General features: G+C 36.2%; 23 protein-coding genes and 2 pseudogenes. 14 read left to right on the top strand and 11 right to left on the bottom strand.

The genetic code is table 11. The annotated features are described in order from the left end of the window. Positions 1-145 precede the first annotated feature (145 nt). Positions 146-340 carry a hypothetical protein gene (locus FJR38_RS00285; RefSeq protein WP_168495914.1) on the bottom strand — a complete coding sequence of 65 codons (195 nt, stop codon included), beginning with the start codon at positions 338-340 and terminating at the stop codon, positions 146-148. Positions 341-652: 312 nt separating this feature from the next. On the opposite strand from FJR38_RS00285, the gene FJR38_RS00290 reads away from it, so the two are divergent. Further along, positions 653-1453, top strand: coding sequence for a TdeIII family type II restriction endonuclease (locus tag FJR38_RS00290; protein WP_168534795.1), 801 nt, complete (start codon positions 653-655; stop codon positions 1451-1453). Position 1454: 1 nt separating this feature from the next. On the opposite strand, the gene FJR38_RS00295 is transcribed toward FJR38_RS00290, so the two are convergent. Next, complete coding sequence (locus FJR38_RS00295) at positions 1455-2822, bottom strand: DNA cytosine methyltransferase (RefSeq protein ID WP_168534797.1); 1368 nt, start codon at positions 2820-2822, stop codon at positions 1455-1457. Positions 2823-3091: 269 nt separating this feature from the next. Here FJR38_RS00295 and FJR38_RS00300 point away from each other — a divergent pair, with 269 nt between their 5' ends. The 3 genes from FJR38_RS00300 to FJR38_RS00310 are packed head-to-tail and all read left to right on the top strand — an operon-like array spanning position 3092 to position 6188. After that, the gene (locus tag FJR38_RS00300) at positions 3092-4633 is read left to right on the top strand and encodes an FAD-binding oxidoreductase (RefSeq protein ID WP_168534799.1); all 1542 of its coding nucleotides are present in this window, start codon (positions 3092-3094) and stop codon (positions 4631-4633) included. A 31-nt stretch (positions 4634-4664) separates the two neighbouring features. Next, positions 4665-5204 carry an NfeD family protein gene (locus tag FJR38_RS29190; RefSeq protein ID WP_371418119.1) on the top strand — a complete coding sequence of 180 codons (540 nt, stop codon included), beginning with the start codon at positions 4665-4667 and terminating at the stop codon, positions 5202-5204. A 45-nt stretch (positions 5205-5249) separates the two neighbouring features. Further along, entirely contained in the window at positions 5250-6188 is a 939-nt protein-coding gene (locus FJR38_RS00310) for an SPFH domain-containing protein (protein ID WP_168495922.1), read from the top strand. Between the two features lie 74 nt (positions 6189-6262). Here FJR38_RS00310 and FJR38_RS28945 read toward each other — a convergent pair. After that, positions 6263-6361 (bottom strand): annotated as a pseudogene (locus tag FJR38_RS28945) (2-dehydropantoate 2-reductase); the annotation flags it as partial. Between the two features lie 65 nt (positions 6362-6426). Between FJR38_RS28945 and FJR38_RS00320 the strand changes: the two are divergent. Next, positions 6427-7131: an actin-binding WH2 domain-containing protein gene (locus FJR38_RS00320; protein ID WP_168495924.1), complete on the top strand. Its 705-nt coding sequence runs from the start codon at positions 6427-6429 to the stop codon at positions 7129-7131. Positions 7132-7206: 75 nt separating this feature from the next. Here FJR38_RS00320 and FJR38_RS00325 read toward each other — a convergent pair. Beyond that, positions 7207-8146, bottom strand: a pseudogene (locus tag FJR38_RS00325) (putative 2-dehydropantoate 2-reductase). 120 nt (positions 8147-8266) lie between these two features. On the opposite strand from FJR38_RS00325, the gene FJR38_RS00330 reads away from it, so the two are divergent. Together FJR38_RS00330 and FJR38_RS00335 are read left to right on the top strand one after the other, a co-directional pair. After that, on the top strand, positions 8267-8668 hold the full coding sequence (locus tag FJR38_RS00330; protein ID WP_168534801.1) for a fasciclin domain-containing protein: 402 nt from the start codon (positions 8267-8269) through the stop codon (positions 8666-8668). Positions 8669-8887: 219 nt separating this feature from the next. Then, positions 8888-9217: a hypothetical protein gene (locus FJR38_RS00335; RefSeq protein WP_168534803.1), complete on the top strand. Its 330-nt coding sequence runs from the start codon at positions 8888-8890 to the stop codon at positions 9215-9217. A 112-nt stretch (positions 9218-9329) separates the two neighbouring features. Here the strand turns inward: FJR38_RS00335 and FJR38_RS00340 are convergent, their stop codons facing one another. The 3 genes from FJR38_RS00340 to FJR38_RS00350 all read right to left on the bottom strand — a co-directional run bounded on the left by FJR38_RS00340 (position 9330) and on the right by FJR38_RS00350 (position 11606). After that, positions 9330-9545, bottom strand: coding sequence for a hypothetical protein (locus FJR38_RS00340; RefSeq protein ID WP_168534805.1), 216 nt, complete (start codon positions 9543-9545; stop codon positions 9330-9332). Positions 9546-9913: 368 nt separating this feature from the next. Further along, a complete protein-coding gene (gene murF, locus FJR38_RS00345) occupies positions 9914-11269 on the bottom strand; it encodes a UDP-N-acetylmuramoyl-tripeptide--D-alanyl-D-alanine ligase (RefSeq protein WP_168534807.1) in 1356 nt (451 codons plus the stop codon). Between the two features lie 199 nt (positions 11270-11468). After that, on the bottom strand, positions 11469-11606 hold the full coding sequence (locus FJR38_RS00350) for a hypothetical protein (protein WP_168495936.1): 138 nt from the start codon (positions 11604-11606) through the stop codon (positions 11469-11471). 270 nt (positions 11607-11876) lie between these two features. Here FJR38_RS00350 and FJR38_RS00355 point away from each other — a divergent pair, with 270 nt between their 5' ends. Further along, positions 11877-12416, top strand: coding sequence for a GNAT family N-acetyltransferase (locus FJR38_RS00355; protein ID WP_168534809.1), 540 nt, complete (start codon positions 11877-11879; stop codon positions 12414-12416). Positions 12417-12439: 23 nt separating this feature from the next. Here the strand turns inward: FJR38_RS00355 and FJR38_RS00360 are convergent, their stop codons facing one another. Continuing rightward, the gene (locus FJR38_RS00360) at positions 12440-13360 is read right to left on the bottom strand and encodes a histone deacetylase (RefSeq protein WP_168495940.1); all 921 of its coding nucleotides are present in this window, start codon (positions 13358-13360) and stop codon (positions 12440-12442) included. Between the two features lie 149 nt (positions 13361-13509). Here FJR38_RS00360 and FJR38_RS00365 point away from each other — a divergent pair, with 149 nt between their 5' ends. The 4 genes from FJR38_RS00365 to FJR38_RS00380 all read left to right on the top strand — a co-directional run bounded on the left by FJR38_RS00365 (position 13510) and on the right by FJR38_RS00380 (position 19000). After that, the gene (locus tag FJR38_RS00365; protein ID WP_168495942.1) at positions 13510-15771 is read left to right on the top strand and encodes a heavy metal translocating P-type ATPase; all 2262 of its coding nucleotides are present in this window, start codon (positions 13510-13512) and stop codon (positions 15769-15771) included. Positions 15772-15993: 222 nt separating this feature from the next. After that, a complete protein-coding gene (locus tag FJR38_RS00370) occupies positions 15994-17097 on the top strand; it encodes an aromatic ring-hydroxylating dioxygenase subunit alpha (RefSeq protein ID WP_168495944.1) in 1104 nt (367 codons plus the stop codon). Between the two features lie 223 nt (positions 17098-17320). Further along, the gene (locus FJR38_RS00375; RefSeq protein ID WP_168495946.1) at positions 17321-18202 is read left to right on the top strand and encodes a 4-hydroxybenzoate solanesyltransferase; all 882 of its coding nucleotides are present in this window, start codon (positions 17321-17323) and stop codon (positions 18200-18202) included. Positions 18203-18421: 219 nt separating this feature from the next. Beyond that, positions 18422-19000: a hypothetical protein gene (locus FJR38_RS00380; protein WP_168495948.1), complete on the top strand. Its 579-nt coding sequence runs from the start codon at positions 18422-18424 to the stop codon at positions 18998-19000. 206 nt (positions 19001-19206) lie between these two features. Here FJR38_RS00380 and FJR38_RS00385 read toward each other — a convergent pair whose 3' ends face one another. Then, complete coding sequence (locus FJR38_RS00385) at positions 19207-20445, bottom strand: aspartate aminotransferase family protein (protein WP_174763844.1); 1239 nt, start codon at positions 20443-20445, stop codon at positions 19207-19209. Positions 20446-20636: 191 nt separating this feature from the next. On the opposite strand from FJR38_RS00385, the gene FJR38_RS00390 reads away from it, so the two are divergent. Beyond that, positions 20637-21701, top strand: coding sequence for a potassium channel protein (locus tag FJR38_RS00390; RefSeq protein ID WP_168495952.1), 1065 nt, complete (start codon positions 20637-20639; stop codon positions 21699-21701). Positions 21702-21783: 82 nt separating this feature from the next. Here FJR38_RS00390 and FJR38_RS00395 read toward each other — a convergent pair whose 3' ends face one another. Continuing rightward, positions 21784-22401, bottom strand: coding sequence for a PEP-CTERM sorting domain-containing protein (locus FJR38_RS00395; protein WP_168495954.1), 618 nt, complete (start codon positions 22399-22401; stop codon positions 21784-21786). 299 nt (positions 22402-22700) lie between these two features. Between FJR38_RS00395 and FJR38_RS00400 the strand changes: the two genes are divergently transcribed. Then, positions 22701-23531 (top strand): leucine-rich repeat domain-containing protein, encoded by an 831-nt coding sequence (locus FJR38_RS00400; protein ID WP_168495956.1) that lies wholly within the window; start codon positions 22701-22703, stop codon positions 23529-23531. Positions 23532-23572: 41 nt separating this feature from the next. Here FJR38_RS00400 and FJR38_RS00405 read toward each other — a convergent pair whose 3' ends face one another. Continuing rightward, complete coding sequence (locus FJR38_RS00405; RefSeq protein ID WP_168535562.1) at positions 23573-24256, bottom strand: response regulator transcription factor; 684 nt, start codon at positions 24254-24256, stop codon at positions 23573-23575. Between the last annotated feature and the right edge of the window lie 78 nt (positions 24257-24334).

The following is a 24334-nucleotide window of genomic DNA, read 5'->3' on the forward strand; positions in this document are numbered from 1 at the left end:
AGACAAATCTGCGATGCTTCCGCTAAATAATTCTTATCTTTCCAGGAATTGAAATATCAAATAGTAACTATAAGTATCAATCTATGGATTTATTTTTGAATAGTATATGTAGTCGGAAGGGGCGGCATTTTCCACCCCGTCTTATTCACACTTTAGGGATTATGTCAAGCTGCAAATTAGGAAAATTACTTTCTGCAATGATTACTGGTATATTGATTTGGCTAATGGGTGCTGGTTTCATATCCCGATAATCGAGGATTTGGACAACAATGAGGTAGGCGATCGCTAAAAGTATAGAAATTGCACCTGTAATAATTGCAACTATTTGAGAACGGTTCATGAGTGTTTCCTGCAAATTAAGTTATTGTTACCTTTCTATATCCACATTGCCATAAACTCTGAAATCAGTTCCATTTGCCAAAATATATCTGAAGCTGATAAGATAACGACAACAAAATAACAGCATATAGCAATAAATTAATATGTTTAATTTAAAAGCGATTAAAGTGTTCGCAGAGTGTGTGCTTTGGCACTCAGCGATCCACAGAAATTTCCCAACAAATGTCATATTTTCTTTGACGACAAAATCAGCTATATGTCTAAACTAGTTTTTTCGCTTACAAATACACAAACACATCATAATAATTGAATTATGGATGAGTATATTAAACAGATAATTAAAGAAAATCTCAAAAAATCAATTAGGAATTTTTTCAAAGGTAAGAAAATAGAAAATTACCAAGTATTAGATGATATTTTCCCCAAAGAAAGACGCATACGTTCTCTGATTGGTGGACTAGAAACAAGTTTAGGAACAACTTGTTGGGAACCTATAGCCAAAACTTTAGCAGAATTAAATGGATTTGAAATCATTACCGAAAAAATATTACGTCCTCAACCATTTCCTAAAGAATTAGATATTGAATTAAACAAATTAATTTATGAACGTGAAAATAAACATAATGGAAATATGATTTGTACTCAAGAATGCATACACCGCCTTAAACAAGCTGCTGTAAAAATTAATCCTGAAGAAATTATTAAATATACATCTCCTCCTTCTGGAACAGGAGTAGATATTCACTTTTCAAAAAATTGTATTGAATATATTTTTGATATTAAAACCACACAACCAAATCAGGGTGGTTTCAAAGGATTTAACAAACAAATTCTAGAATGGTATGCTTACAGATTTGCTAAAAATCCTGATGCTAACTTAGAAGCGCGTATTGCTATTCCTTTTAATCCTTTTAAAAAATCTTGGTATGAAAAGCAAAAAAGTATGTTATCTAGTTCTCCTCTAGATATTACCCAAGATATATGGGTTGAAAATGAATTTTGGGATTTTTGTTCAGGAAAGGAAAATACATTTGAGGAGTTACAATCACTTTTTGTTGAATTAGGAAAAGAAAACTTTGCAGCAGAATTTCATGATATTTTTTATCCACATTAGTTTAGATATCAAGAATTCTCAGTAATTCTTTAGCTACATACTCAACCACAGGGATAGGAACTGCATTACCAAACTGTTTTTTAGCAACTTCATCTTTTTTATGGTATTCAAAATTCACAGGAAATCCTTGTAATTTACAAGCGTGTTTTGCAGTAATAGGTATATATTTCTGCGGTTGATAAATTTTCTCTAGGAAAAGATTTTTATATTCCTGTGGATGAGTAGCATGAATAGATACAGTTGCAATATAGTCTTTACCACCAGTAGCAGTTAAAGTTGGAAAAATATCAGCCGTAGGTAAAATAATTCTATAAATATTATTAATACCGGTCATATTTTTAGAGTTTACAAATTCATATTTATGATCAGAGGTTAACCGGAATATTCCTTTTTTAACTAAAATATTTAATTCATTTATCTCTATATCAATTATTATTTCCCGAAAATTATCAAAAGATAAAGGATTACCATCTTTATTGCCATATTTCTTACTTCTTCTATATTTGAGAAGTGTTAAGCAAATCATTTTTTCTCTATCACTGGTATTGATAATATCCCAAGAATGAATTGTTGTATGTCCATTTCTTAAATCAGAAAAAATGAAAAAATCATTTAACTCGTCATCTTTTTGAAATCTCGTTCTTGATGGTGGAATTACACCTTTAAATAAAGTATTTGCATCTAGTTTAACTTTTTCAACAAAATTAATATTTTTCAATTCATCCAAAATATCTAAAACTTTTGGGTGAATATTCAAAGGTTTAGGGAATTTATATTCCTGACATCCTTCTATATCTTTTCTAATTCCAACAATAAAAACTCTCTCTCTATTTTGAGGTAAACCAAAATCGTAAGCATTAATAACTTTCCATTTAACGCAATATCCTATATTTGCCAATTCATTAAGAATCAGTTCCAAATTATCCCGATTTTTAGGACTTGCTAATCCACTAACATTTTCAAAAATAAATCCTTGAGGTTGATTTTTATTCACTAGTCGAATGACATCAAACCATAATTTTCCTCTAGGATCTTCAAATCCCCTTAAACAACCAGCAACAGACCAGGGTTGACAAGGAACACCACCAACAATTATGTCAATATTGGGTGGAAGATCGCTAATATTGGTAATATCTCCTAACTCAATTTCATGTTTATTAAAGTAATTAATGAAATTTTGCTGATAAACATTAATTGCTTGTTTGTCTATTTCAGAATATCCTAAACATTGACCACCTAATTTATTTAAAGCAATTCTAAAGCCACCAATACCAGCAAAAAGATCAATAAAAGTAAATTGTTTTTGGTGAGTCACTAATTGTAGAGGCAATTCTATTTGTTTTGCTATTGGTAAAAATATAGATTTCATATTTGTTAGCTAATTTTATCAACTAACTATTAATAGTTATAAACTTAGTATATCATCAAATATACAAAGTTTCCAGTTTTTAACCCGGTGACAACCACTTTACTTCTAAAATACAAGGTTGGGTTAAAAACCAAAATTCAACAAACTCACATAAATAGTAGATTTACCCTCTTTCTACCTAACCTGCAATTTTTCTAGCTGAAACTCCTTGGTTTATGTATCCAGCAAAGATAGTATCAATATATAGAACTTTGCTGGAATTAACCGTTATGTCACTAACTGAAGAAATTCTCTCTCAACTACCAGGCGATATTTTAGGTGGTTTACGACGCACAGATAGTATTTTAACATCCCTCCGCGCCAATAACGCACCCATACCCAATGTTGTTAAAGAAAATTCCGAAAATTTAGACTCTGTGGAATTTGACGTGATTATCTGCGGGGGAACTTTGGGAATTTTAATCGGTTGCGCTTTAGCCGTGCGTGGTTTACGGGTAGCATTACTAGAAAGGGGAATTTTGCGCGGAAGAGAACAAGAATGGAATATTTCTCGCAAAGAATTGGAAGTATTTCGGGAATTGGACTTGTTAACAGCAGCAGAATTAACAAAAACTATTGTTACTGAATATAACCCCGCACGAGTCAGTTTTCAAGAAGGTACAGAAGTTTGGGTAGAAGATGTTCTTAATATTGGTGTAGATCCTATTTATCTACTGGAAACTTTAAAAACCCGTTTTCTGAATGTTGGCGGAAAGTTATTTGAAAATACACCATTTAGTGATATTGTAGTTCACCCAAATGGAGTCATGGTAAATAACCAATTTACCGGAAAATTGTTACTGGATGCAATGGGGAATCTTTCACCAATTAGCCAACAAGCACGTCAAGGAAAAAAACCAGATGCGCTTTGTTTAGTTGTGGGAACTTGTGCGAAAGGATTTCCGGAAAATAACTCAGGGGATTTGTTGTTATCTTTCACGGCTTTGGAAAATCAATGTCAATATTTTTGGGAAGCTTTTCCAGCCAAAGATGGAAGAACTACATATTTATTTACCTATATGGATGCAGATCCACAACGGTTGAGTTTAGAAACTTTATTTGATGAATATTTACGCCTGTTACCAGAATATCAAGGTGTGGAAATTAATGAATTAAATTTTCAACGGGCGCTGTTTGGTTTCTTTCCTAGCTATCGTCAAAGTCCTCTCCAAACCCCTTGGAATCGGATTGTACCAGTGGGAGATAGTAGCGGAAATCAATCACCTTTAAGTTTTGGTGGTTTTGGGGCGATGGTGCGTCATTTACAAAGGTTAACTTTGGGAATTGAAGAAGCATTAAAAACTGATCAATTATCTGCTAAATCTTTAGCAATATTGCAACCCTATCAGCCGAGTTTAAGTGTAACTTGGTTATTTCAAAAAGCGATGAGTGTAGGTGTAAATCAGAAAATTGATCCCAATCAAATTAACGCTTTACTCTCGGCTGTCTTTGCCCAAATGCAGCAGTTAGGAACACCTGTTTTAAAACCTTTTTTACAAGATATTGTCCAGTTTACAGCGTTAACCCAAACTTTGTTAAAAACTGGTTTATCTCATCCTTTATTAGTTGCCAAAATTATCCCCCAAGTTGGTTTATTGAGTTTAATGGATTGGATGTTACATTATGTAAATTTAAGTGTGTATACTGGGTTGTTTTCTCTGACTCCCATGTTAGAACTATTAGTTAATAATTTACCAGCAGAAAAACAATATTATTGGCATCGGTTAATAGATCAATGGAAATTTGGATCAGGTCGTGATTATGATGAATAATATTTAAGGACATCAAAATAAGGAGATAGATGTGTTATACAATATATATTTTCCCTGGCTAATGATGACAACAGAATCAGGTTTTCTTTTCACACCTCCCTGGTTTTGGTTAATTAGTGGTTTAGTTTTAATCATTGGAGATATACTATTCTTTAAAAAACTATCGCCTAATTTTCGCTTTATTGGTGTATCTATGGGGGTGGGTGCAATATTTGTGGCGACTGTTTTATGGCGTAGTGGTATTTATTTCGGGATCAAATGGGAACACCTGATGTATGATGAATTTGAAACCCAAATATTTTACTGGATGGGTGTTTCTTTATCTCTGATCATCTGGATACGTCCTGTATTAATTCCTCGGAAAAAATTTACTATTCAAGCTGCCCAAGAAGCCACAACTTTGACAGAGATTTTACCAGGAAAACCGGGTAGAGTCTTGTATGAAGGTAGTTCTTGGCAAGCTAGTTGTGCTAATGCTGAAGGTGCGATCGCGGCTGATCAAAAAGTTTATGTTTTACGAAGAGAAGGTAATACTTTAATCGTGGCATCAGAGGCATTTTTTAACAACTAATTGGTTGATAAATATATTTCATTGAGTTATTTGGGGTAATTGATTATGCAACTATTACTTTTTTTAGCAGGTACGATTATTGCTGCTAGTGTTGGTGCTAGTAGTATTAAAATTGTCAAACAAGGAGATGAAGCTTTAGTAGAATTTTTAGGGCGATATGATGGTAAAAAGTTAGAACCAGGGCTAAATTTTGTCACTCCATTTATATCGCACGTGGTGTGTACAGAAACAAAACGGGAACGAGTTTTAGAAATTCCGCCGCAAAATTGTATTACCCGTGATAACGTCTCAATTACAGTAGATGCGGTGGTTTATTGGCAGGTAATGGATATTGAAAAAGCCTATTATCGAGTGCAAAATCTCCAATCTGCAATGGTGAATTTAGTTTTAACTCAAATTCGGGCGGAGTTGGGGAAGTTGGAGTTAAATCAGACGTTTACAGCGCGAACAGAAGTAAATGAAATGTTATTAAGAGAACTGGATATTTCCACTGAACCTTGGGGTGTGAAGGTGAGACGGGTGGAACTGCGGGATATTGTTCCTTCTAAGACGGTACAAGGGGCGATGGAATTACAAATGTCCGCAGAACGGAAGAAACAGGCGACTATTTTAACCTCAGAAGGGGATAGAGAATCAGCAATTAATACAGCCAGAGGTAAAGCAGAAGCCAATATTATCGCCGCAGAAGCTCGTCATAAGGTAGCAATTTTAGATGCACAGTCACAAAAACAACAACAGATATTAAAAGCAGCAGGAACTGCGGAAGCAATGGATATAATTGCGAAAAAACTCAAGGAAGATACCACTAATACTCAGGCTTTACAATATTTGTTGGTGCAAAATTATCTGGAAATGGGATTAGAAATTGGTAGTAGTGAAAGTAGCAAAGTTTTGTTTATGGACCCGCGTACAATTCCCGCAACTTTGGATGGAATGCGATCGCTTATTTCCGAAGTATCTAATAATGAAGAGATGAAAGTTTAAAATTAGCGCAGCTTTAGATCCGCGACTTCTTAAATAAGTTGGGGATCTGATTAACTTCTATTTCTCATATCTAAAAACTTCAATTGTTGATATAAACATTCACGAGTGGGCATATCTGCCATTAATTCATCTGTTGTGGCATTCAGAACCACAGATAAGCCATTATTTGGCATCGGTTAATAGATCAACGGCAGTTTGGATCAGGTCGTGATTATGATGAATAATAACTAAGGATAAGATGATTGAACGTAATTCTTTCAGGGTAAAATACTTTGTAGTATTGATCGGTTTTTTACGAGAACGGCAAGGATTTTTAGAAGAGGTTCGCCAAGGTGTCAGATTACCTATTAAAATCATTTCTTTATTGGTTTGTAGTTCCCTATTTTTAGCAATGTACGGCGGAATTATTGGTGCATCTCATAGTTGGATGCAGGCTTTATCTTCTGCGGTGAAATTACCAGCACTTTATCTGATTACATTGCTAATTTGTTTACCAACATTGTTTTTTGCAAATATTATATTTGGTTCAAAACGGACTTTTGCCCAACATTTTGCATTGGTACTAACGGCGATTTCTGTCACCAGCGTACTTTTATTTAGCTTTGCCCCAATTACTCTGTTTTTCTTAATTACAACCAATAATTACCAATTTTTAATTGTGTTAAATGTCATTATTTTTTCTTTAACTGGATTTATTGGTGTTTCTTCTTTATATAATGCTACGAATGTAGTTTTAGAACAAGATGATGAAAATAGTAAAACCCGTAAGACAATTATCCAATCGTGGTTATTTCTTTATGCTTTTGTTGGTAGTCAATTGGGATGGACTCTGCGACCTTTTTTCGGGACACCAGACTCTGTTTTTCAATTATTTAGAGAAAGAGAAGGCAATTTCTACTTAAGTGTTTTGCAAACTTTGGGTTATTTATTAGGAATTCGTTGATATGGCGGATATTAAAGGCAGCAGTAAAGCTTGATATCCGCGACTTATCACAGAAGTTGAGAATCTGATTTTTAATCAATTTCTATTTCTCATATCCAAAAATTTCAATTGTTGATATAAACAACAAATTTGCTGTAAATTCACACCTGCTGTTTCGGCTTTTCGTAATGAGTTACCAAAAATTGCTTCTACTTCTAAAGGACGCTTTTCATCAAAATCAATTTTCATGCTGGTGCGGTATGGCTTCATTTTTATGGTGTAATCTAACATTGTTTGAATGAAGCTTTCGGGAATAATTCTCCCTGTACTTTTTGCCCCTGCTGCTACTTCCCACATCAAACTTTCTACTAATTTCCGAGTGTGCATATCTGCCATTAATTCATCTGTTCTCGCATTCAGAACCACAGATAAGCCATTATAAGGAATATTCCAAACTAATTTTTTCCAACGTCCTAATAGTAAATCTGCTAATAGTTCTATGGATATACCTGCATTTTCAAAGTCTGATGCAAGTTCCCGCAGTTTTTTTAGTAATACCAGTTGATTGATAATTAGATGTATATTCACCTAATGTAATTTGTCCATAATCTAAATGATGAATATGCCCTGGTGCAACTTTATTAGAACAGAGAAAACATAACCCGCCAATAATGTTCACATTACTGACAATTTCGGCAATTTCTGCTTCTATATCCATGCCATTTTGCAATACTAATACTACCCCATCATCTTTAACTATTGGTGGTAATAAATTTGGTAAAACTTGATTTTGAGTAGTTTTTAATGATATTATAACTACATCACACCGTGGCATTTTGTCAACATCATTATAGGCATTAACTTGCGGGAGGGTAAAGTCACCATCTTTTGACTCAATAATTAAACCTTGTTCGCTTACCTGTTGATAATCACTTTTGAGTAAATAGTGAACTTCTAAACCGGACTTTTGCAGTTTTGCGCCATAAAATCCGCCTAATGCACCAGTTCCCAATATTGCATAAGTGCGATCGCTCATTTTATATATAGAAAAAATTCTAGGAAAATCATCAGAGTATATTTTACCAGAATTTTCAGTGATCAAACTTAAACATGATTTACTATTTTTATAACCTTTGGTAGATACGAGGTAAAGTCAATGGCTGATATTGTTGATATTGCAGTTAGTAATGATGCGTTTAAAACTTTGGTGGCAGCGGTACAAGCTGCTGGCTTAGTAGAAACATTAAAAAGTCCTGGTCCCTTCACTGTGTTTGCACCAACGGATGAAGCTTTTGCTAAGTTACCCCCTGGCACAATTACAACTCTATTACAAAATATTCCCCAATTAGCAAGAATTTTAACCTATCATGTTGTGCCGGGGAAGCTAACCAAGGCTGATTTGGCAAAACTGGGTACAGTGACTTCTGTAGAAGGTTCTGTTATTAAAATTAATTGTGATCATGGTTTTGAGGTGAAAAATGCCACGGTTTTAGCAGCAGATATTGATGCTGATAATGGGGTAATTCACGTTATTGATACTGTGATTTTGATGGGTTAATCCCACAAGCTGACTTTTTGATTTTGACAACCTAATAGAGACGCTAATAAAACGTCTCTATAATGAATAAATTTAGTTCTCAGGGCTAATTATTAAAAAAATGTAACATAAATGGTGCGATTACTCACTTTTAGGCTAAGATAAATATAGTTGTCTAAAAGCCCTCTACTTTATAATAAAAACCTAATAATAATAACCTACAATTATCCCCAAAAATTAATGTTAGATTTCAACACCTTAACTGAATTTTCCCGCAACAACTGTATAGGCATTTGCGCCTTTCTTGTTCCAGCCAATATCCTGACAACATTATTAACTCTGATCCTGACATTCCTAAATCGTCCCATGAGTCAAGTATGGATATCTATAGGATTAGCCTGCACATTTGCTAGTATCATGATGTTGCACGTTTATACTTGGTTTATGATTGGTGTAGTTATGCCACCAACTTATATCTTGTTATCCTTAGCCGTGACCTGTTTATTGACTAATTTTTTGGTAATTATCTGGAAAAAAAGTCCTCTACAATTGTTTTCTTTTGGTAAATAATTACCACAGAAATGATAATTTCAGCAATGTCAAATAAACAGTCAGAATAGTAAATAAAAATTACTATTCTGACTATCGTTAATAGCTGTTAGGTTACAGCTTTTTTTTAGTTTTAATAACCATAGCCATAACCGCCTTTTGAAATGTCGTGAGAGTAATGGTGAGATTTATGTTTATGGTGATGGTTGTAATGAGAATGACAACTATGATGACCACCACCGAGAACATCTTGTACTTCCTCGTTAGCTAGTTCATTGAGAAAACTAGCAGCATCATTAAATAAATCATAACCTACTGGAGGTAGTGCAGAGATTTGGATATTAGCCATGATAATTTCTCCTGTATGTATTGTATTGATCAAAGACAAATCAGATTAGACTTGTTATTTACTAACCTTAGTTTTGATTCTTCCAAAAATAATTGATAAATTCAAGGCTTTGATCACCAGAGATAAGACTTAATGCAATTATTTTTGTCTAGATATTGATGGTAATTAGCAGTTAAATGATGTCTGTTAATTAACGGTTTTTTGCACTGATTTGAAGCTATAGTAGAGATGTTTCATGCAACATCCCTACAAAAAAAGTTATTTTTCTTGTGTATTGGATTTCCCTCAAAAGGCTGACTTAATTAAGTTTGTTTTGTCTAAAATACCAGTAAATAGTCAACACCTCTAACCCTTATCTTCCAATCTCTTTAATTGGTAAATTCTGCCCGCAATTGATTGACAACTCGATCTAAACCAACGGAATGGGCAGCTTTGAATAATAAGCGATCGCCTGTTTGCGTAAATGTTTTCAATCTTGTTACCAAATCAGCATGGGTAGTGAACCGTTCACAGGCTATATTCTCGGCACTATTAGCAATAATTTCGGCATCTTTACCATCAACTAATACCAGCAACCCATCCAGATGCAAATTGTTGACCATTTCCCCAACTTTTTGGTGTAGTTCGGCGGATCTTTCTCCTAATTCTTTCATTGCCCCTAAAACTGCAATTTTCCGTTTTCCAGGTGTATCCGCTAACAACTGCAAAGCAGCTAACATGGCTTCTGGGGCAGCATTATAGGTTTCATCCAAAATCAGAATATCATTAGGTAAAGTGAAGCGTTGACTTCTACCTGTGGGCATATTCACCATGACACCAGATTGTAATAATTGCCAATCAATTTCTAATACCTTAGCTACTGCTAAAGCTGCTAAAAAATTAGTAGCATTATGACGACCGGGTAAAGGTAAAGATAGGCGCATTCCCTCCACCTCTAAAGTTTCATTGTCAATTAATGTGCCTTGAATATCGCTGTCAGAAAAACCATAGGTAATTACTTTTCCCTGCCAAAATTTCGCTGCTGTTGCCATTAACAGGGGATAATCATGATTGAGAATGGCGATACTATCCTCTGGCATTGTCGCTAATAATTCACACTTAGCTTGGGCGATCGCTTCTTCTGAACCTAGTAATTCAATATGTGCTGTTCCGACATTAGTAATAACACCGATTGTTGGCCTAGCAATTTCTGTAAGTTCGGCAATTTGTCCCTTCCCCCGCATCGCCATTTCGATCACAGCAAAGTCATCTTTTTGATCCAATTCTAAAAGAGTTTTGGGAACACCAATTTCATTATTAAAATTACTGTATGTTTTGTGAACTCGTCCCTTGGTAGCTAAAACCGCCGAAATTATTTCTTTCGTTGTCGTTTTACCCACCGAACCCGTAATCCCAATCACGGGAATAGAAAAGCTTTCGCGCCACCACTTAGCAACTTGTTGATATGCCTTTAAAGTATCTTTTACCCGCAACACCGGAAAACCGGGATTTTCATAAGCATAATCAACTATGGCCACTATAGCCCCTTTAGCGATCGCCATCGGCACAAAATCATGTCCATCAAATTTCTCTCCTCGCAAAGCCAAAAAAACCTCACCAGGTTGCAAAATTCGGGTATCTGTTTGTATACCACTACTTAGCTGAGTCAATGTAGATACAGATACATTGGCAGGTTCAGCGACAAGAACTTCAACCAGTTGAGAGATAGTAGTGAAAACTGGCATACTGATAAACAATAGGGTGTTTTAAGAACATTAACATTAACACCTTTTTGGATCACATACAGCAGAATTCAATTTCTTCCTACTCTATAGCTTACACCCTGGAATGATAAAGGACGGACAACCCCTAATTGCCCGCCCTTTATGTGCTTTTTTAGCAGCGTAACAGCTACTTCCCCACGGCTAATTGTTAGCCATGATTTTAGCTGTCACCCGCTTTTTCAATAGTCTCAATTACTGCTAAACCTATACTAGAAGCTGCGATTAAAATGATTGCTGATGCGAAAAAAGCACTGGTAAGCATCTGGAGGGCTTGGTCAAAAAATATATAGGTGGTCATTTGTTCACCTTCTGAACCTTATACAGCTACTGGTACTATTTGTTTCTTCACAGCCCGGTGGCTGAATTCCTTGTGATCGTATCTTAACAAAACTTTAGCTCTTTCATGACAAGATTATAAAGTTTTATTACTAAAGATTTGATGAATTTTAACTTTATTTGGTTAGGTACAATACTGAAAAAGGCTGAAAGTAGAAATTGTATTCACTATCAGTACAGTAATGTCGCCATCTTAATGGTTGTAATCGCTACCTAAATTTTATTGCTAACCATGGAACTCATGCTTTTCGAGGTATCTACACAACGCTTACTATTAAAGCCTATTTCTATGGCATATAAGACAGAAATTTTTAGAGAATTTACCAGGGAAGTTTCGACTTATTTATATTCAGAACCAGCAGAAAAAATTCAGTATACTGAAAAATTCATTAATCAATCTTTACTAAAAATAGAAAAAGGAGAAGAATTAATAATTGTGATTTTAAAGAAAGATTCTCAAGAATTTTTAGGCTGTACTGGGATACATCAAATTCATAGTAAATACCCACAATTTGGCATTTGGCTAAAAAAATCAGCACATAAATATGGTTACGCCACAGAAACAATTACAGCCTTGAAATCATGGGCTGATCAAAACTTGAATTATGAATACATTCAATATTCCGTAGATGAAGCAAACACTCCCAGCCGTAGGGTTGCAGAAAAACTGGGAGGTAAAATAGCTAGAAAATATGACCATATTACCTTGAGTGCTAAAGTCTTAAATATAGTAGAATACAGAATTATTAAACACCAAAATTCAGACTTTTAGGAAATAGCAATGGCAAAATTCAACTACCTTATACAAGGTTGAATAGTGGCAATTACTGATTCAGCCAGACTTGGTAAATCATAACCACCTTCCAAACCAAACACAATTTTTCTGGTGATACCTAAACAGTATTCTGTAAATAAACCAAAATCTGCTGGTTGTAAATTCATACTTGCTAAAGGATCATTAGCATTACCATCATAACCAGCACTAACAATCAGTAAATCTGGCTGAAAATTTGTGAGAAATGGTAATATATTTCTTTCCCATAACGGTTGATAAACAGTAATATCACTACCAGGAGGAATAGGTAAATTTAATACATTATGATGTGAACCTTGTTGAGAACTTTTCCCTGTACCAGGATAAGCCGGGTATTGATGAAGAGAACAATATGCAATTTCTGAGTGAGTTTCTACTATTGCTTCCGTACCATTACCGTGATGTACATCCCAATCTAGAATAGCAACACGCTTAATTCCAGGTTGTTGCAAAGCATAGAAAGCTGCAATTGCCGCATTAGAAAATAAACAAAATCCCATACCTGTACTACTTACCGCATGATGTCCAGGCGGACGCGCTAAGACAAAAGCAGAATCATCTGTATTTAAAACTGTATCAACTCCATCTAACCAAGCACTAACGGCTAATAACGCCACATCATAACTACGGGGGGAAATGGGAGTATCTCCATCTAAATAACCACCACCAGAGGAAGCGATCGCCTTGACTTTGTTAATATAAGTTTTAGTATGAACACTTTCTACGCAAGACATTAAAAACGGTTTTGATGTAATGGGTGTAGGTATTTTCCAAGTAATTTTGTCTGCAAAACTCGCCGCTTTTAAAGCGTTGACTATCGCTGTTAACCGGGCTGGGTTTTCTGGATGATAGCTTCCTGTTTGATGATCTAAAAATTCTTCAGAATAAATAACCTGTAACATATATTTCCACATCCAAAATCTGAAATGTAAGCTAGGGAAAAGTCAAGAAACCTATTTAGCTGATATATTACACTAATGGGTGGCATATAAATCTCTTACTTCCTTGAAAAATCAGAAATTTGGGTAATGATTTAATTACAATAAGTAACATGAATAATCTTAATCTTAAACTTAAAGGGATGAGTTGCGCGGCTTGTGCTAATAATATTGAACAAGCGATTTTAGCTGTTTCTGGAGTTATTGAATGTCATGTTAATTTCGGTGCAGAACAGGTAACTATTAATTATGAACCCAAACAGACAAATATAGCAGAAATTCAAGCAGCGATCGCTAATGCTGGTTATTCATCTTTTTCATTAGAAGCAGCAGGTGAAAATGCAGCAGAAACAGCGAGTACATTAGCAGAAGAAAGAGAACTCATAATTAAATTAATAACAGGGGGTGTAATTAGCATCTTTCTGTTTTTCGGTTCTTTACCAATGATGACAGGGCTACATTTGCCATTTATTCCCGCATTTTTCCATCATCCTTGGTTACAATTAGTATTAACAACGCCCGTGCAGTTTTGGTGTGGTTGGTCTTTTTTCCGCAATGCTTGGAAATCCTTAAAACGCCGCACAGCAACGATGGATACTTTAATTGCTTTGGGGACAGGAACAGCTTACTTCTATTCTTTATTCGTTACACTTTTTCCTAGTTTATTTATTTCCCAAGGTATAGAACCTCATGTTTATTATGAAGTTTCAGCAATGGTTTTAACTTTAATTTTGTTAGGACGATTTCTGGAACATCGGGCTAGAGGACAAACCTCCGAAGCTATTCACAAATTGATGGGAATGCAAGCGAAAACAGCGCGAGTAATTAGAGATGAAGTAGAAATAGATATTCCCATTATTGAAGTTGTAGTTAATGATGTAATTGTAGTTCGTCCTGGTGAAAAAATTCCTGTAGATGGAGAAGTAATTGATGGTACTTCCACAGTAGATGAAGCCATGGTTACAGGTGAAAGTGTCGCCGTCAAAAAACAGCCAGGAGATGAAGTAATTGGGGCAACAATTAATAAAACTGGTAGTTTTAAGTTTAAAGCAACGCGGGTAGGGAAGGATACGTTTTTAGCCCAAATTGTCAAATTAGTACAAGAAGCCCAAGGTTCAAAAGCACCGATTCAAAGATTAGCAGATCAGGTAACTGGATGGTTTGTGCCGGTTGTAATTATGATTGCGATCGCTACTTTTGTTATCTGGTTTTATATTACAGGAAATTTTACCCTGGCAATGATCACAATGGTGGGGGTTTTGATTATCGCTTGTCCCTGTGCTTTAGGTTTAGCTACTCCTACTTCGATTATGGTGGGAACTGGTAAAGGTGCAGAAAATGGCATTTTAATTAAAAGTGCTGAAAGTTTAGAATTAGCGCACAAAATCCAGACAATTGTTCTCGATAAAACTGGAACTTTAACTCAAGGTAAACCTACAGTTACAGACTTTGTTACTGTTAAAGGAACAGCAGATAATAATGAACTTAATTTATTACAGTTAGCCGCAAGTGTTGAAAGAAATTCTGAACATCCTCTAGCGGAAGCAGTGGTAAAATATACGATTAATCAAACTGTAAATTTAGTAGATGTGAATGATTTTGCAGCTATTGTTGGGAGTGGTGTTCAAGGATTAGTTGCTGACAAATTAGTACAAATTGGCACACAACGCTGGTTTACAGAATTAGGAATTAATACAGATGCTTTACAGCCCAATCAAACAGCTTGGGAAAGTGAGGGAAAAACAGTAATTTGGTTAGCAGTAAATGGTAATTTAGAAGCAATTCTCGCTATTGCAGATGCCCTTAAACCTTCATCATTAACAGCAGTAAAAGCACTGCAAAAATTAGGTTTAGAAGTGGTAATGTTAACAGGAGATAATCAACCAACAGCACAAGCGATCGCCGATCAAGTTGGAATTACCCAAGTTTTTTCCCAAGTTCGTCCAGACCAAAAAGCAGCTATGATTAAATCATTGCAACAAAGGGAATTAGGGAAAAAATCTCAAATTGTCGCTATGGTGGGAGATGGAATTAATGATGCACCAGCATTAGCACAAGCAGATGTGGGAATTGCTATTGGTACAGGAACAGATGTGGCGATCGCTGCTAGTGATATTACTTTAATTTCTGGCGATTTACAAGCCATTGTTACAGCCATTCAACTCAGTCGCGCTACCATCAACAATATCCGCCAAAATCTATTTTTTGCCTTTATTTACAATATCATCGGTATTCCCATCGCTGCGGGTATTCTCTATCCTTTCTTTGGTTGGTTACTTAACCCAATTATTGCCGGTGCAGCAATGGCTTTTTCTTCTGTTTCTGTTGTTACTAATGCTTTAAGATTGCGTAATTTTAAATCAGGAGTTAGATAATATGTTAATAAAGAATTAACCGCAGATTGAAGATGATGAACACGGATAAACGCAGATAATTTTTTTACTTTCGTAGATTCGTTATAAAATGTACAAATTTAATTGTCAATTATCAATTGTCAATTATCAATTGTCAATTGTCAATTGTTAATGGTTAACTGTTTTTCTGAGTTGTTCATGATAGGTATAGATTAACCACTTCACTGCAAGTGAAATCTACAAATGAACACCAATATAGATAATTTTAACTCGGTTCGTAAGCCAAAAATTTTCAATCAGTCAGACAGTTTTATTGAAGGTTGGTATTGGGTATTACCTTCTCAATCTTTGCTAATAGGTGAAGTTAAAGCTGTCACAATTTTTGGCAAGGATTTAGTTGTATATCGTGGTAAAGATAGACGTGCTATTATCTTAGATGCTTACTGTCCTCACATGGGAACAAGTTTAGCAGAAGGTAATGTTGAGGGTAATGAATTACGCTGTGTTTTACATCGCTGGAAATTTGATGCAGAAGGTATTTGTGTTGATGTTCCTGATTTAGATGAACCTGTAGCCCTGAAAGCAAAAACTTGGCCAACAGCAGAACAATATGGGATGATTTGGATTTGGACAGGGGAAACTCCTCAACAACCTTTACCTTTTGTTTTAGATTGGGAAAATCAAGAGTTTGATGTTTCTCTAGGTTCTCAATTTAGTATTAATTGTCATCCCCATCTGTTGCTTCTTCATGGTGTTGATATGCAACAAATTAATCTAGTTCATAAATTACCATTAAAGATGGTATTGGAGAAACAAGAACTAAATCAAAATGCGATTATTTTCAGCAGTATTACAAATATTAATGGTAAATCATTTTGGTTGAATCTCTACCGTTGGTTTTTTAATAATTCTCTTAATTACAGTGTTTGTTATTGGTATGGAACAACCTGTATAGTTTCCTTTAGTAATGAGTCTACCCATCTACATTTGATGTTTACAACTCGGATGTTACCAGGGGGAAAAACAGAAGGACAAACTTTATTAATGTCCAAAAAACGTAAAGGTATTTTAGGAAAGTTGATTAATAAATTAATGCTGAGGGTAGGGAAAAAAATTAGCGATCGCCTACTCAAAACCAATGATAGAATTTTACAAACTATGCAGTTTGATTTAAAAACACCTATAAAAGCTGATTTGTCAATTATGCAATTTATTAACCATTTAGAACGACAAAAACCCCTAACGTGGGAAACTTGGTTATTAGTGAGATCAAGAGAACGGGAGGAAGAAGTACGTGAAGAGCGGGAAAAACGCGAAAAATGGCGCGATGAGTTAGTTAATGACTAAAAAATCTATATTTTGACAATAAAAATGAAGTGGACTCGCCACTTCATCAATTCCCAGGTAGAACCTATAAATGAGTATAACCACTATAAATTTTGAAAATCGTATAAATACATACCAATTTAGATAACTAAACGATATTCTATAAAATGTGAAGATATATTAACAGACGACTGACTGGGCGCAGGCCCTGCGCCCCTACGACTCCTTCTGCAAATCATCAAATATGCTAGAAACACAAGAAACAAATAAAGAACCATTATGGCTGGCAATTATCCGGCTATTGCGGTGGAATAAACCTGAAGGTAGGTTAATTCTCATGATTCCTGCATTATGGGCTGTATTCCTCGCGGCTGCGGGGAAACCACCACTACCCCTCGTGGGAGTGATTGTGTTCGGTAGTATCGCTACCAGTGCGGCTGGGTGTGTAGTTAATGACTTATGGGATCGAGATATTGATCCTCAAGTAGAGAGAACCCGCGATCGCCCCCTGGCCTCTCGCGCCCTTTCTGTGCAAGTTGGTATTATTGTCGGTTTAATTTCCCTAGCCTGTGCCGCCGTCATCGCCTTTTATCTTAACCCTTTAAGCTTTTGGTTATCGGTGGCCGCAGTCCCAGTCATTGTCCTTTATCCCGGTGCAAAACGAGTATTTCCAATTCCCCAATTGGTACTTTCTATTGCTTGGGGTTTCGCGGTTTTAATTAGTTGGAGTGCAGTTACAGCCAACATTACAGCACCAACTTGGTTACTTTGGGGAAGCACGATCCTCTGGACGTTAGGATTTGATACCATTTATGCCATGAGCGATCGCCAAGATGATCAACGAATTGGTATTAATTCTAGCGCCTTATTTTTTGGTAAATATGCCCCTACAGCCATTGGTATTTTCTTGATTGGCACTATTCTCCTCTTAGCTGGATTAGGTTTCTTAATTAACTTACATACGGCTTTTTGGATCACTTTAATTATGGCTACCATCGCCTGGATCTGGCAAATTATTCGCTTACAACAGCCAGAAATACCTAACCCTGCGTATGCAGAAATGTTTCGTCAAAATGTCTGGATTGGTTTTTTAATCTTGCTAGGAATGATTGTTGGTTCTTTTTAATTTTGTAGTTAATTTAACTATTTATAGGACTAATAAATAGGTTGGTGTTAAAAATTGTCGTTGGGGCAAGGGAACAGGAAGAGAGTTTTGGGAAATTTTACTTTTCCTCACACATTTTGGTGATCTCACGTTCACCTACTTAAGAATAGATTCAAAATTATCAGGACAATTGTTTTAGTGGTTGGGATATTAATCTACAAGCTAGATCCAACCAATCCAATGAAACAATCTATTTTTGTTAAAGTCGCTACAATAATTTTACTGTCCTTTGGTAGTTTGAGTCTAGTTATGGGCAGTTTTTTGATTACTAAAGCCAATAGTAATACTAAAAAATTACAAATAATTACTGATACATCGCGCTATCAAGAAATTCGTCATCAAAAATGGTCAGATATTCAGCAAATTCAACATTTTCCCTCAGAAATTCCGGCTGATTCCCAAGTTTTACAAATGGCTTATTCCCCTGGATTAACTCCAGGAAGTAGTTCTTGGCAAATTCGGCTGAAACAATCACAAACAAATATTAAAAAATTACTTACACAATACCAAAAAATCTCTCAGCATCAATACTGGGGCGGTAATACAAATAATCATATTAATCAACCAAACGGTGTACCAACAACCTTTTTTTATACTAGCGATTCTCAGATGGAAACCTTTCCCAGTACCTATCAAATATTGGTATTAAAAGCAGAAGATAAAAGTCAACCTGGCAGTAAATGGAATCATGGTAAAAGCTCTGGAGTAGCCATTGATGTTACATCTTCAGAAATTATCTATTGGGCTGAAAAATGGTAACAGTATTTCCAGATTTAAGACTATTCTTATCTCCTGCTAATTCTGTTTCGGTAACGCCTACTCCATGCGTCGCTACGCAAGCTATGGGTACGCTACGCGAATGTTTGTATAGTAGCGTTCGCGGAGCGTGCCGGAGGCATCTTTCTAATCGCCATAAACTTTTAAAACATCCTCTTAGAGGGGCGGGGAATTATGCGATTTAATTGTCAATTAGGGCTGACTGTGAGTTTGGCTAATACCTTTTCTATAGCTTGCAAGGCTTGATTTATTTCTATTTCGGAAACAATCAAAGGTGGTACAAAACGGACGACTTTTGGACCTGCGGGGACGAGTAATAAACCCTCTTCCATGGCGGCTTTCACAACTTCAGCCGCAGTTAAAGGAATATCGGCTTTGAGTTCCATGCCGTTGATTAAACCCCAACCGCGGACTTCCAAGATATGCTGGGGATATTTAAGAGCGATCGCTCTTAATCCTTCTCGCAAATGTGCGCCTTGTTCTTCCACATTCTGCAAAATATTCTCTTTTTCCAAAGTCTCACACACACTTAGCGCCACACCGCAGACAAAGGGATTACCGCCAAATGTACTTGCGTGTTCTCCTGGTTGGAAAATATCGCAAAACTTTTTACTCATCATTGCCCCAATGGGAATACCACCACCCAAGCCTTTAGCACTGGTGAAAATGTCTGGTTCTACACCCAGATGTTCATAACCCCATAATTTACCACTGCGTCCCATTCCCACTTGCACTTCGTCAAAAATCAACAAAATGCCGGTTTCGTCGCAAATCTCGCGTAACCGCTGGAAGTAGGCAACATCCCCAGGACGAACTCCACCTTCCCCTTGCAATGGTTCAATTAAAATAGCTGCTACACGATAATTACCTTCATCCAATTCAGTCACAGCGGCTTCCACTGCTCGAATATCGTTGTAATTTACATAATGGAAACCAGGCACTAAAGGATCAAAGTGTTTTTGATACTTTGGTTGTCCAGTAGCGGTAACGGTTGCTAAAGTCCGTCCATGAAAACTGGCATGGGCAGTTAAAATTATGGGGTGGGCAATTTCTAAAACTGTATGAGCATATTTCCGCGCTAGTTTAATAGCTGCTTCGTTGGCTTCAGCGCCAGAGTTGCAGAAAAATACCCGTTCTGCACAGGAATGATCAACAATCCATTTCGCTAATTCACCCTGTTCAGGAATATAGTACAAATTAGAAACATGATGCAATTTCTGGATTTGGCGTGTCACAGCCTCTACCATTGCTGGGTGGGCGTGTCCTAGAGTACAAGTTGCAATACCAGCAACAAAATCTAGATATTCCTTGCCTTGGGTATCCCAAACACGACAACCAGCACCCCTTTCTAAGGCCAAGGGAAAGCGTCCATAAGTGGACATCACAACTTGGTTGAAACTATCTGTATCAAAGGGTGTGGATGACATAAAACCTGACTCTTGAGGGATCGTGGCTTGTTCAACTAGACTTGGGAATTTCACTACCGCACCTCCTGAAAATCCTTTATCGTAATACTTTACTAGGTTCTCGGAAATCTTTCAAAATTTATTTTTATTGAGGAGTGAAATGGACAGACAAAGAAGCTTTTTAATTTTTAAGTTCTAATTTTGGATTGCCTGTGTATTCTACCCTTGAGCAAAAATATCAACGTATTCAAAAGGAATTAATGGCTGGGGCCTTTGCCCTGGGCTGTATTTTTTTAATTGGCATTTTATGGTATTGCCTGGTTGAGGGCTGGACATGGGAAGATGCAGCTTACATGACTGTGATTACTTTAGCAACTGTCGGTTATGGCGAAACTCACCCATTGGGTAGTCGGGGACGGTTGTTTACCATTGCCTTAATTTTAATGGGTGTGGTGAATCTTGGGTATATTGTCAATAGATTTTCAGGTGCAATTATTGAAGGCTATTTTCTGGAAGGAATTCAACTCCGACAACAAAGGCGTTTGATGGAATCATTATCAGAACATTATATTATTTGTGGATTTAGCCGCACTGGACGACAAATTGCCAAGGAATTTCTGGCTGAAGGTGTTACTTTTGTGGTGATTGATGCGGAACTTGAATCTGTACAAAAAGCCCAAGAACTTGGTTACAGTGTTTGTCAAGGTGATGCGACGCTAGATGAGATTTTGTTGAAGGTGGGTATTACTAAGGCAATTTGTATTGTGGCGGCTTTACCTTCAGATGCAGAAAATTTATATACTGTTTTATCGGCAAAAACTCTGAATCCAGGAATTAGAGCGATCGCTCGTGCTAGTACGGAAGAAGCGGTACAAAAATTACAGCGTGGCGGCGCAGATGCCGTAATTTCACCCTACATTACTGGGGGTAAACGCATGGCAGCAGCAGCCCTCAGACCGCAAATTCTAGACTTTGTGGATGGGATTCTCTCTGGTGCAGACCGCCAATTATACATGGAAGAATTTTTACTAGATCCGACCAGGTGTCCCTTTGTTGGTCAAACTTTACAAAAAGCCAAATTGCGATCGCAATCAGGGGCTTTAGTTCTCGCTATTCGTCGGATTGATGGTACTCTCATTGGTGGACCAACTGGAGATACGATTTTAATGACGGGAGATACCTTAATTTGTATGGGTACAGCGGAACAATTACGGGGTTTAAATCAAATTCTTGGTCCTATTAATTCTATACCTTTAAAACGTCCGAGAAATAGCTAATCTACTGAAAACGATGATTAGGGTGCATTACGAAATTACTAACACACCCTAAAAAATTGGATAATTTACTTTTTATACATCTCTAGGAAGCTGCTTTAACTAACACATTAAACTTGCGTTTGTTCTTCAAAGTAAATGCGGCCATCCCCAAACCAAATAAACCTAATGTGGCACTAGGTTCAGGTACGTGTTTTGTAACTACAGTAAAATTATTAAAGTGTGCCGTACCACCCCCTATAAGCTGATGAGTAACGCTATAAGCACCTGTATCTATAAAGTTAGTCAGGTCAAAATCGGCAATTGTACCAGTAGACTCGCTTAGTAAATCAATTACAGTAGTCGTAGTTAGTCCTGTCTTGATGTTGTTTAGCAACAAGCTAAGAGTACCTCCTCCAAAAAAAGCGTAGTTAAAGTGGAGGATTGTCTGTTTCTTTTTGATAATATCGAACACAGGAGAAAGACCAGAAGTGGCAGATGCATTTCCCTCTAGAGAAATCATATCAGATGTAAAAAAGGGAGTTGCAGATGATGTTGGGACAATTTGAGCGTTTCCTGCCAGGGTGAAACTTTCTAAGGACAAAGGTATAGTCAGATTAGCAGCTTGTGAAGCATTAGCACCACCAAGAATTGATAAACCAAATGTAGTACCGATAATAGCCGCTGTTAAAGTTGTACTCTTAATAGATTGAAGATTAAACATTGACTAGCTCCTCTGAAATACTAAATTAGAAAGAATTGGATAAAAAGTAGGTTGTTCTACTTTTCTAGGACTTACGCACTGTACAAATTCACCATGATGTGAATGAACGAAAATCAGTCGTTTCATGTACTTATAATACACAGATAAAGAGGAATTACTATCTATCAAAAGGTAGATATTAAAACAATAAAATACTCAGTCTATAACTAAAACGTCCGAGAAATAGTTAAAAATAGAATTGTTTTGCCAGTTAGAAGATGGTAAAATTACCGCAGCTTTTTTGTATAACTTGTAAAAATATGAAACTAACTTTAGTAACGACCACTATTTTTACCTTGACTTTAGGATTGTACACCCCAACAGTCACTGCTGAACCTACAAAAACACCCAAAACTTTCACACAATGGTGTCAGCAAAAAGCCAGTTTACCTAAAGAAACAAGACACATAGTGGAAGTATTATTAAAAGTTGCCGAAACACAAAATTGTAGTCAAGCTAATCAAACGCTGACTAATTTAACCTTGCTTAATCTTAGGGAAAATCAAATCAGTGATATCAAACCTTTGTCCAATCTGACTAATTTGAATACTCTTATCCTTGATCAAAATCAAATCAGTGATATCAAGCCTTTGTCTAATCTGACTAATTTGAATGCTCTTAATATTAAGGAAAATCAGATCAGCGATCTTAAACCTTTATCCAATCTGACTAATTTAAATGCTCTTAGTCTTGAAGAAAATCAAATCAGCGATATTAAACCTTTGTTCAATCTGACTAATTTAACTTATCTTTATCTTGATAAAAATCAAATCAGAATCAGCGATATTAAATCTTTGTCCAATCTGACAAATTTGACTATTCTTAGCCTTGATAATAATAAAATCAGCGATATTAAACCTTTGTCCAATCTGACTAGTTTGACTGTTCTTAGCCTTGGGGAAAATCAAATTAGCAATCTTAAACCTTTGTCCAATCTGACTAATTTGACTACTCTTAGCCTTAGAGAAAATCAAATCAGCGATCTTAAACCTTTGTCCAATTTGATTAATTTGACTGTTCTTTACCTTGGGGAAAATCCACTTATCTCTAAAAAATGTCCCGTCCAACCAGAGTCTATTTGTCATTTTTAGCGAATATTACCAGGCTAAAAGTGTAAATTTCAGTAAAAATGCTATTCTACTAAACCATGCTTGATTGCAAACCTGACTAATTCTGCACGGTTGCTAGTTCCAGTTTTCCTTAATAAACTGCTCACATATTTTTCCACTGTCCTGGGACTCAAGTGTAAATGATTACCAATTTCCGCATTGGAAAAACCATGAGTTAATAAGTCTAAAACTTCCTGTTCTCTTGCAGTTAGCGGTATCAGTATTTGAGAGTTTTGCACCTGAGTAGATATGGAAATATTACCGTTCTCTTCCTTTGTATATGTGGAAACACTGGTTTCTTCCTGATGAGAAAAGCGATATTCTGATTGGATAATTTGCGATCGCTCTAATAAATTACGTATAGCAGCAGCTATTTCTTCTAATTCAAATGGCTTAGGCAAGTACAAATCACAACCAGACTGATACCCCAAAATTCGTTCTTGGGTTTTAGTTCTCGCTGTCAATAAAATCACAGGCAATAACCGAAACGCTGATTGCTGACGCACCCGACGCACCAATTCATAGCCATTCATTCGTGGCATCATAATATCAGTCACCATCAAATCAGGACGGCACTTTTCCACCATAGCCAAAGCATCTACACCGTCATCAGCCGTAATTACATTGTAACCAGACAAATCAAGATAATCGCTAATGGATAGGCGCGTACCTAAGTCGTCATCTGCTATGAGAATAGTCAAGGGCATGGATAATACACCCCTATAATTTTTTTGATTGAGTAATGTGCTGTTATGGGTAATATCAATAGACACAGGCAAAAATAG

Origin of the sequence: Anabaena sp. UHCC 0253 (assembly GCF_009712085.1) — a bacterium.
Lineage (GTDB): Bacteria > Cyanobacteriota > Cyanobacteriia > Cyanobacteriales > Nostocaceae > Dolichospermum.

Excerpts from the sequence above, each read along its gene's own strand:
- FJR38_RS00385 (WP_174763844.1), bottom strand. The coding sequence starts at position 20,445 with ATGTCATCCACACCCTTTGATACAGATAGTTTCAACCAAGTTGTGATG.
- FJR38_RS00310 (WP_168495922.1), top strand. The coding sequence starts at position 5,250 with ATGCAACTATTACTTTTTTTAGCAGGTACGATTATTGCTGCTAGTGTT.
- FJR38_RS00395 (WP_168495954.1), bottom strand. The coding sequence starts at position 22,401 with ATGTTTAATCTTCAATCTATTAAGAGTACAACTTTAACAGCGGCTATT.
- FJR38_RS00355 (WP_168534809.1), top strand. The coding sequence starts at position 11,877 with ATGGAACTCATGCTTTTCGAGGTATCTACACAACGCTTACTATTAAAG.
- FJR38_RS00375 (WP_168495946.1), top strand. The coding sequence starts at position 17,321 with ATGCTAGAAACACAAGAAACAAATAAAGAACCATTATGGCTGGCAATT.
- FJR38_RS00330 (WP_168534801.1), top strand. The coding sequence starts at position 8,267 with ATGGCTGATATTGTTGATATTGCAGTTAGTAATGATGCGTTTAAAACT.
- FJR38_RS00360 (WP_168495940.1), bottom strand. The coding sequence starts at position 13,360 with ATGTTACAGGTTATTTATTCTGAAGAATTTTTAGATCATCAAACAGGA.
- FJR38_RS00320 (WP_168495924.1), top strand. The coding sequence starts at position 6,427 with ATGATTGAACGTAATTCTTTCAGGGTAAAATACTTTGTAGTATTGATC.
- FJR38_RS00370 (WP_168495944.1), top strand. The coding sequence starts at position 15,994 with ATGAACACCAATATAGATAATTTTAACTCGGTTCGTAAGCCAAAAATT.
- FJR38_RS00400 (WP_168495956.1), top strand. The coding sequence starts at position 22,701 with ATGAAACTAACTTTAGTAACGACCACTATTTTTACCTTGACTTTAGGA.
- FJR38_RS00340 (WP_168534805.1), bottom strand. The coding sequence starts at position 9,545 with ATGGCTAATATCCAAATCTCTGCACTACCTCCAGTAGGTTATGATTTA.
- FJR38_RS00290 (WP_168534795.1), top strand. The coding sequence starts at position 653 with ATGGATGAGTATATTAAACAGATAATTAAAGAAAATCTCAAAAAATCA.
- FJR38_RS00295 (WP_168534797.1), bottom strand. The coding sequence starts at position 2,822 with ATGAAATCTATATTTTTACCAATAGCAAAACAAATAGAATTGCCTCTA.
- murF (WP_168534807.1), bottom strand. The coding sequence starts at position 11,269 with ATGCCAGTTTTCACTACTATCTCTCAACTGGTTGAAGTTCTTGTCGCT.
- FJR38_RS00365 (WP_168495942.1), top strand. The coding sequence starts at position 13,510 with ATGAATAATCTTAATCTTAAACTTAAAGGGATGAGTTGCGCGGCTTGT.
- FJR38_RS00405 (WP_168535562.1), bottom strand. The coding sequence starts at position 24,256 with ATGCCCTTGACTATTCTCATAGCAGATGACGACTTAGGTACGCGCCTA.
- FJR38_RS00285 (WP_168495914.1), bottom strand. The coding sequence starts at position 340 with ATGAACCGTTCTCAAATAGTTGCAATTATTACAGGTGCAATTTCTATA.
- FJR38_RS00350 (WP_168495936.1), bottom strand. The coding sequence starts at position 11,606 with ATGACCACCTATATATTTTTTGACCAAGCCCTCCAGATGCTTACCAGT.
- FJR38_RS00335 (WP_168534803.1), top strand. The coding sequence starts at position 8,888 with ATGTTAGATTTCAACACCTTAACTGAATTTTCCCGCAACAACTGTATA.
- FJR38_RS00300 (WP_168534799.1), top strand. The coding sequence starts at position 3,092 with ATGTCACTAACTGAAGAAATTCTCTCTCAACTACCAGGCGATATTTTA.
- FJR38_RS00380 (WP_168495948.1), top strand. The coding sequence starts at position 18,422 with ATGAAACAATCTATTTTTGTTAAAGTCGCTACAATAATTTTACTGTCC.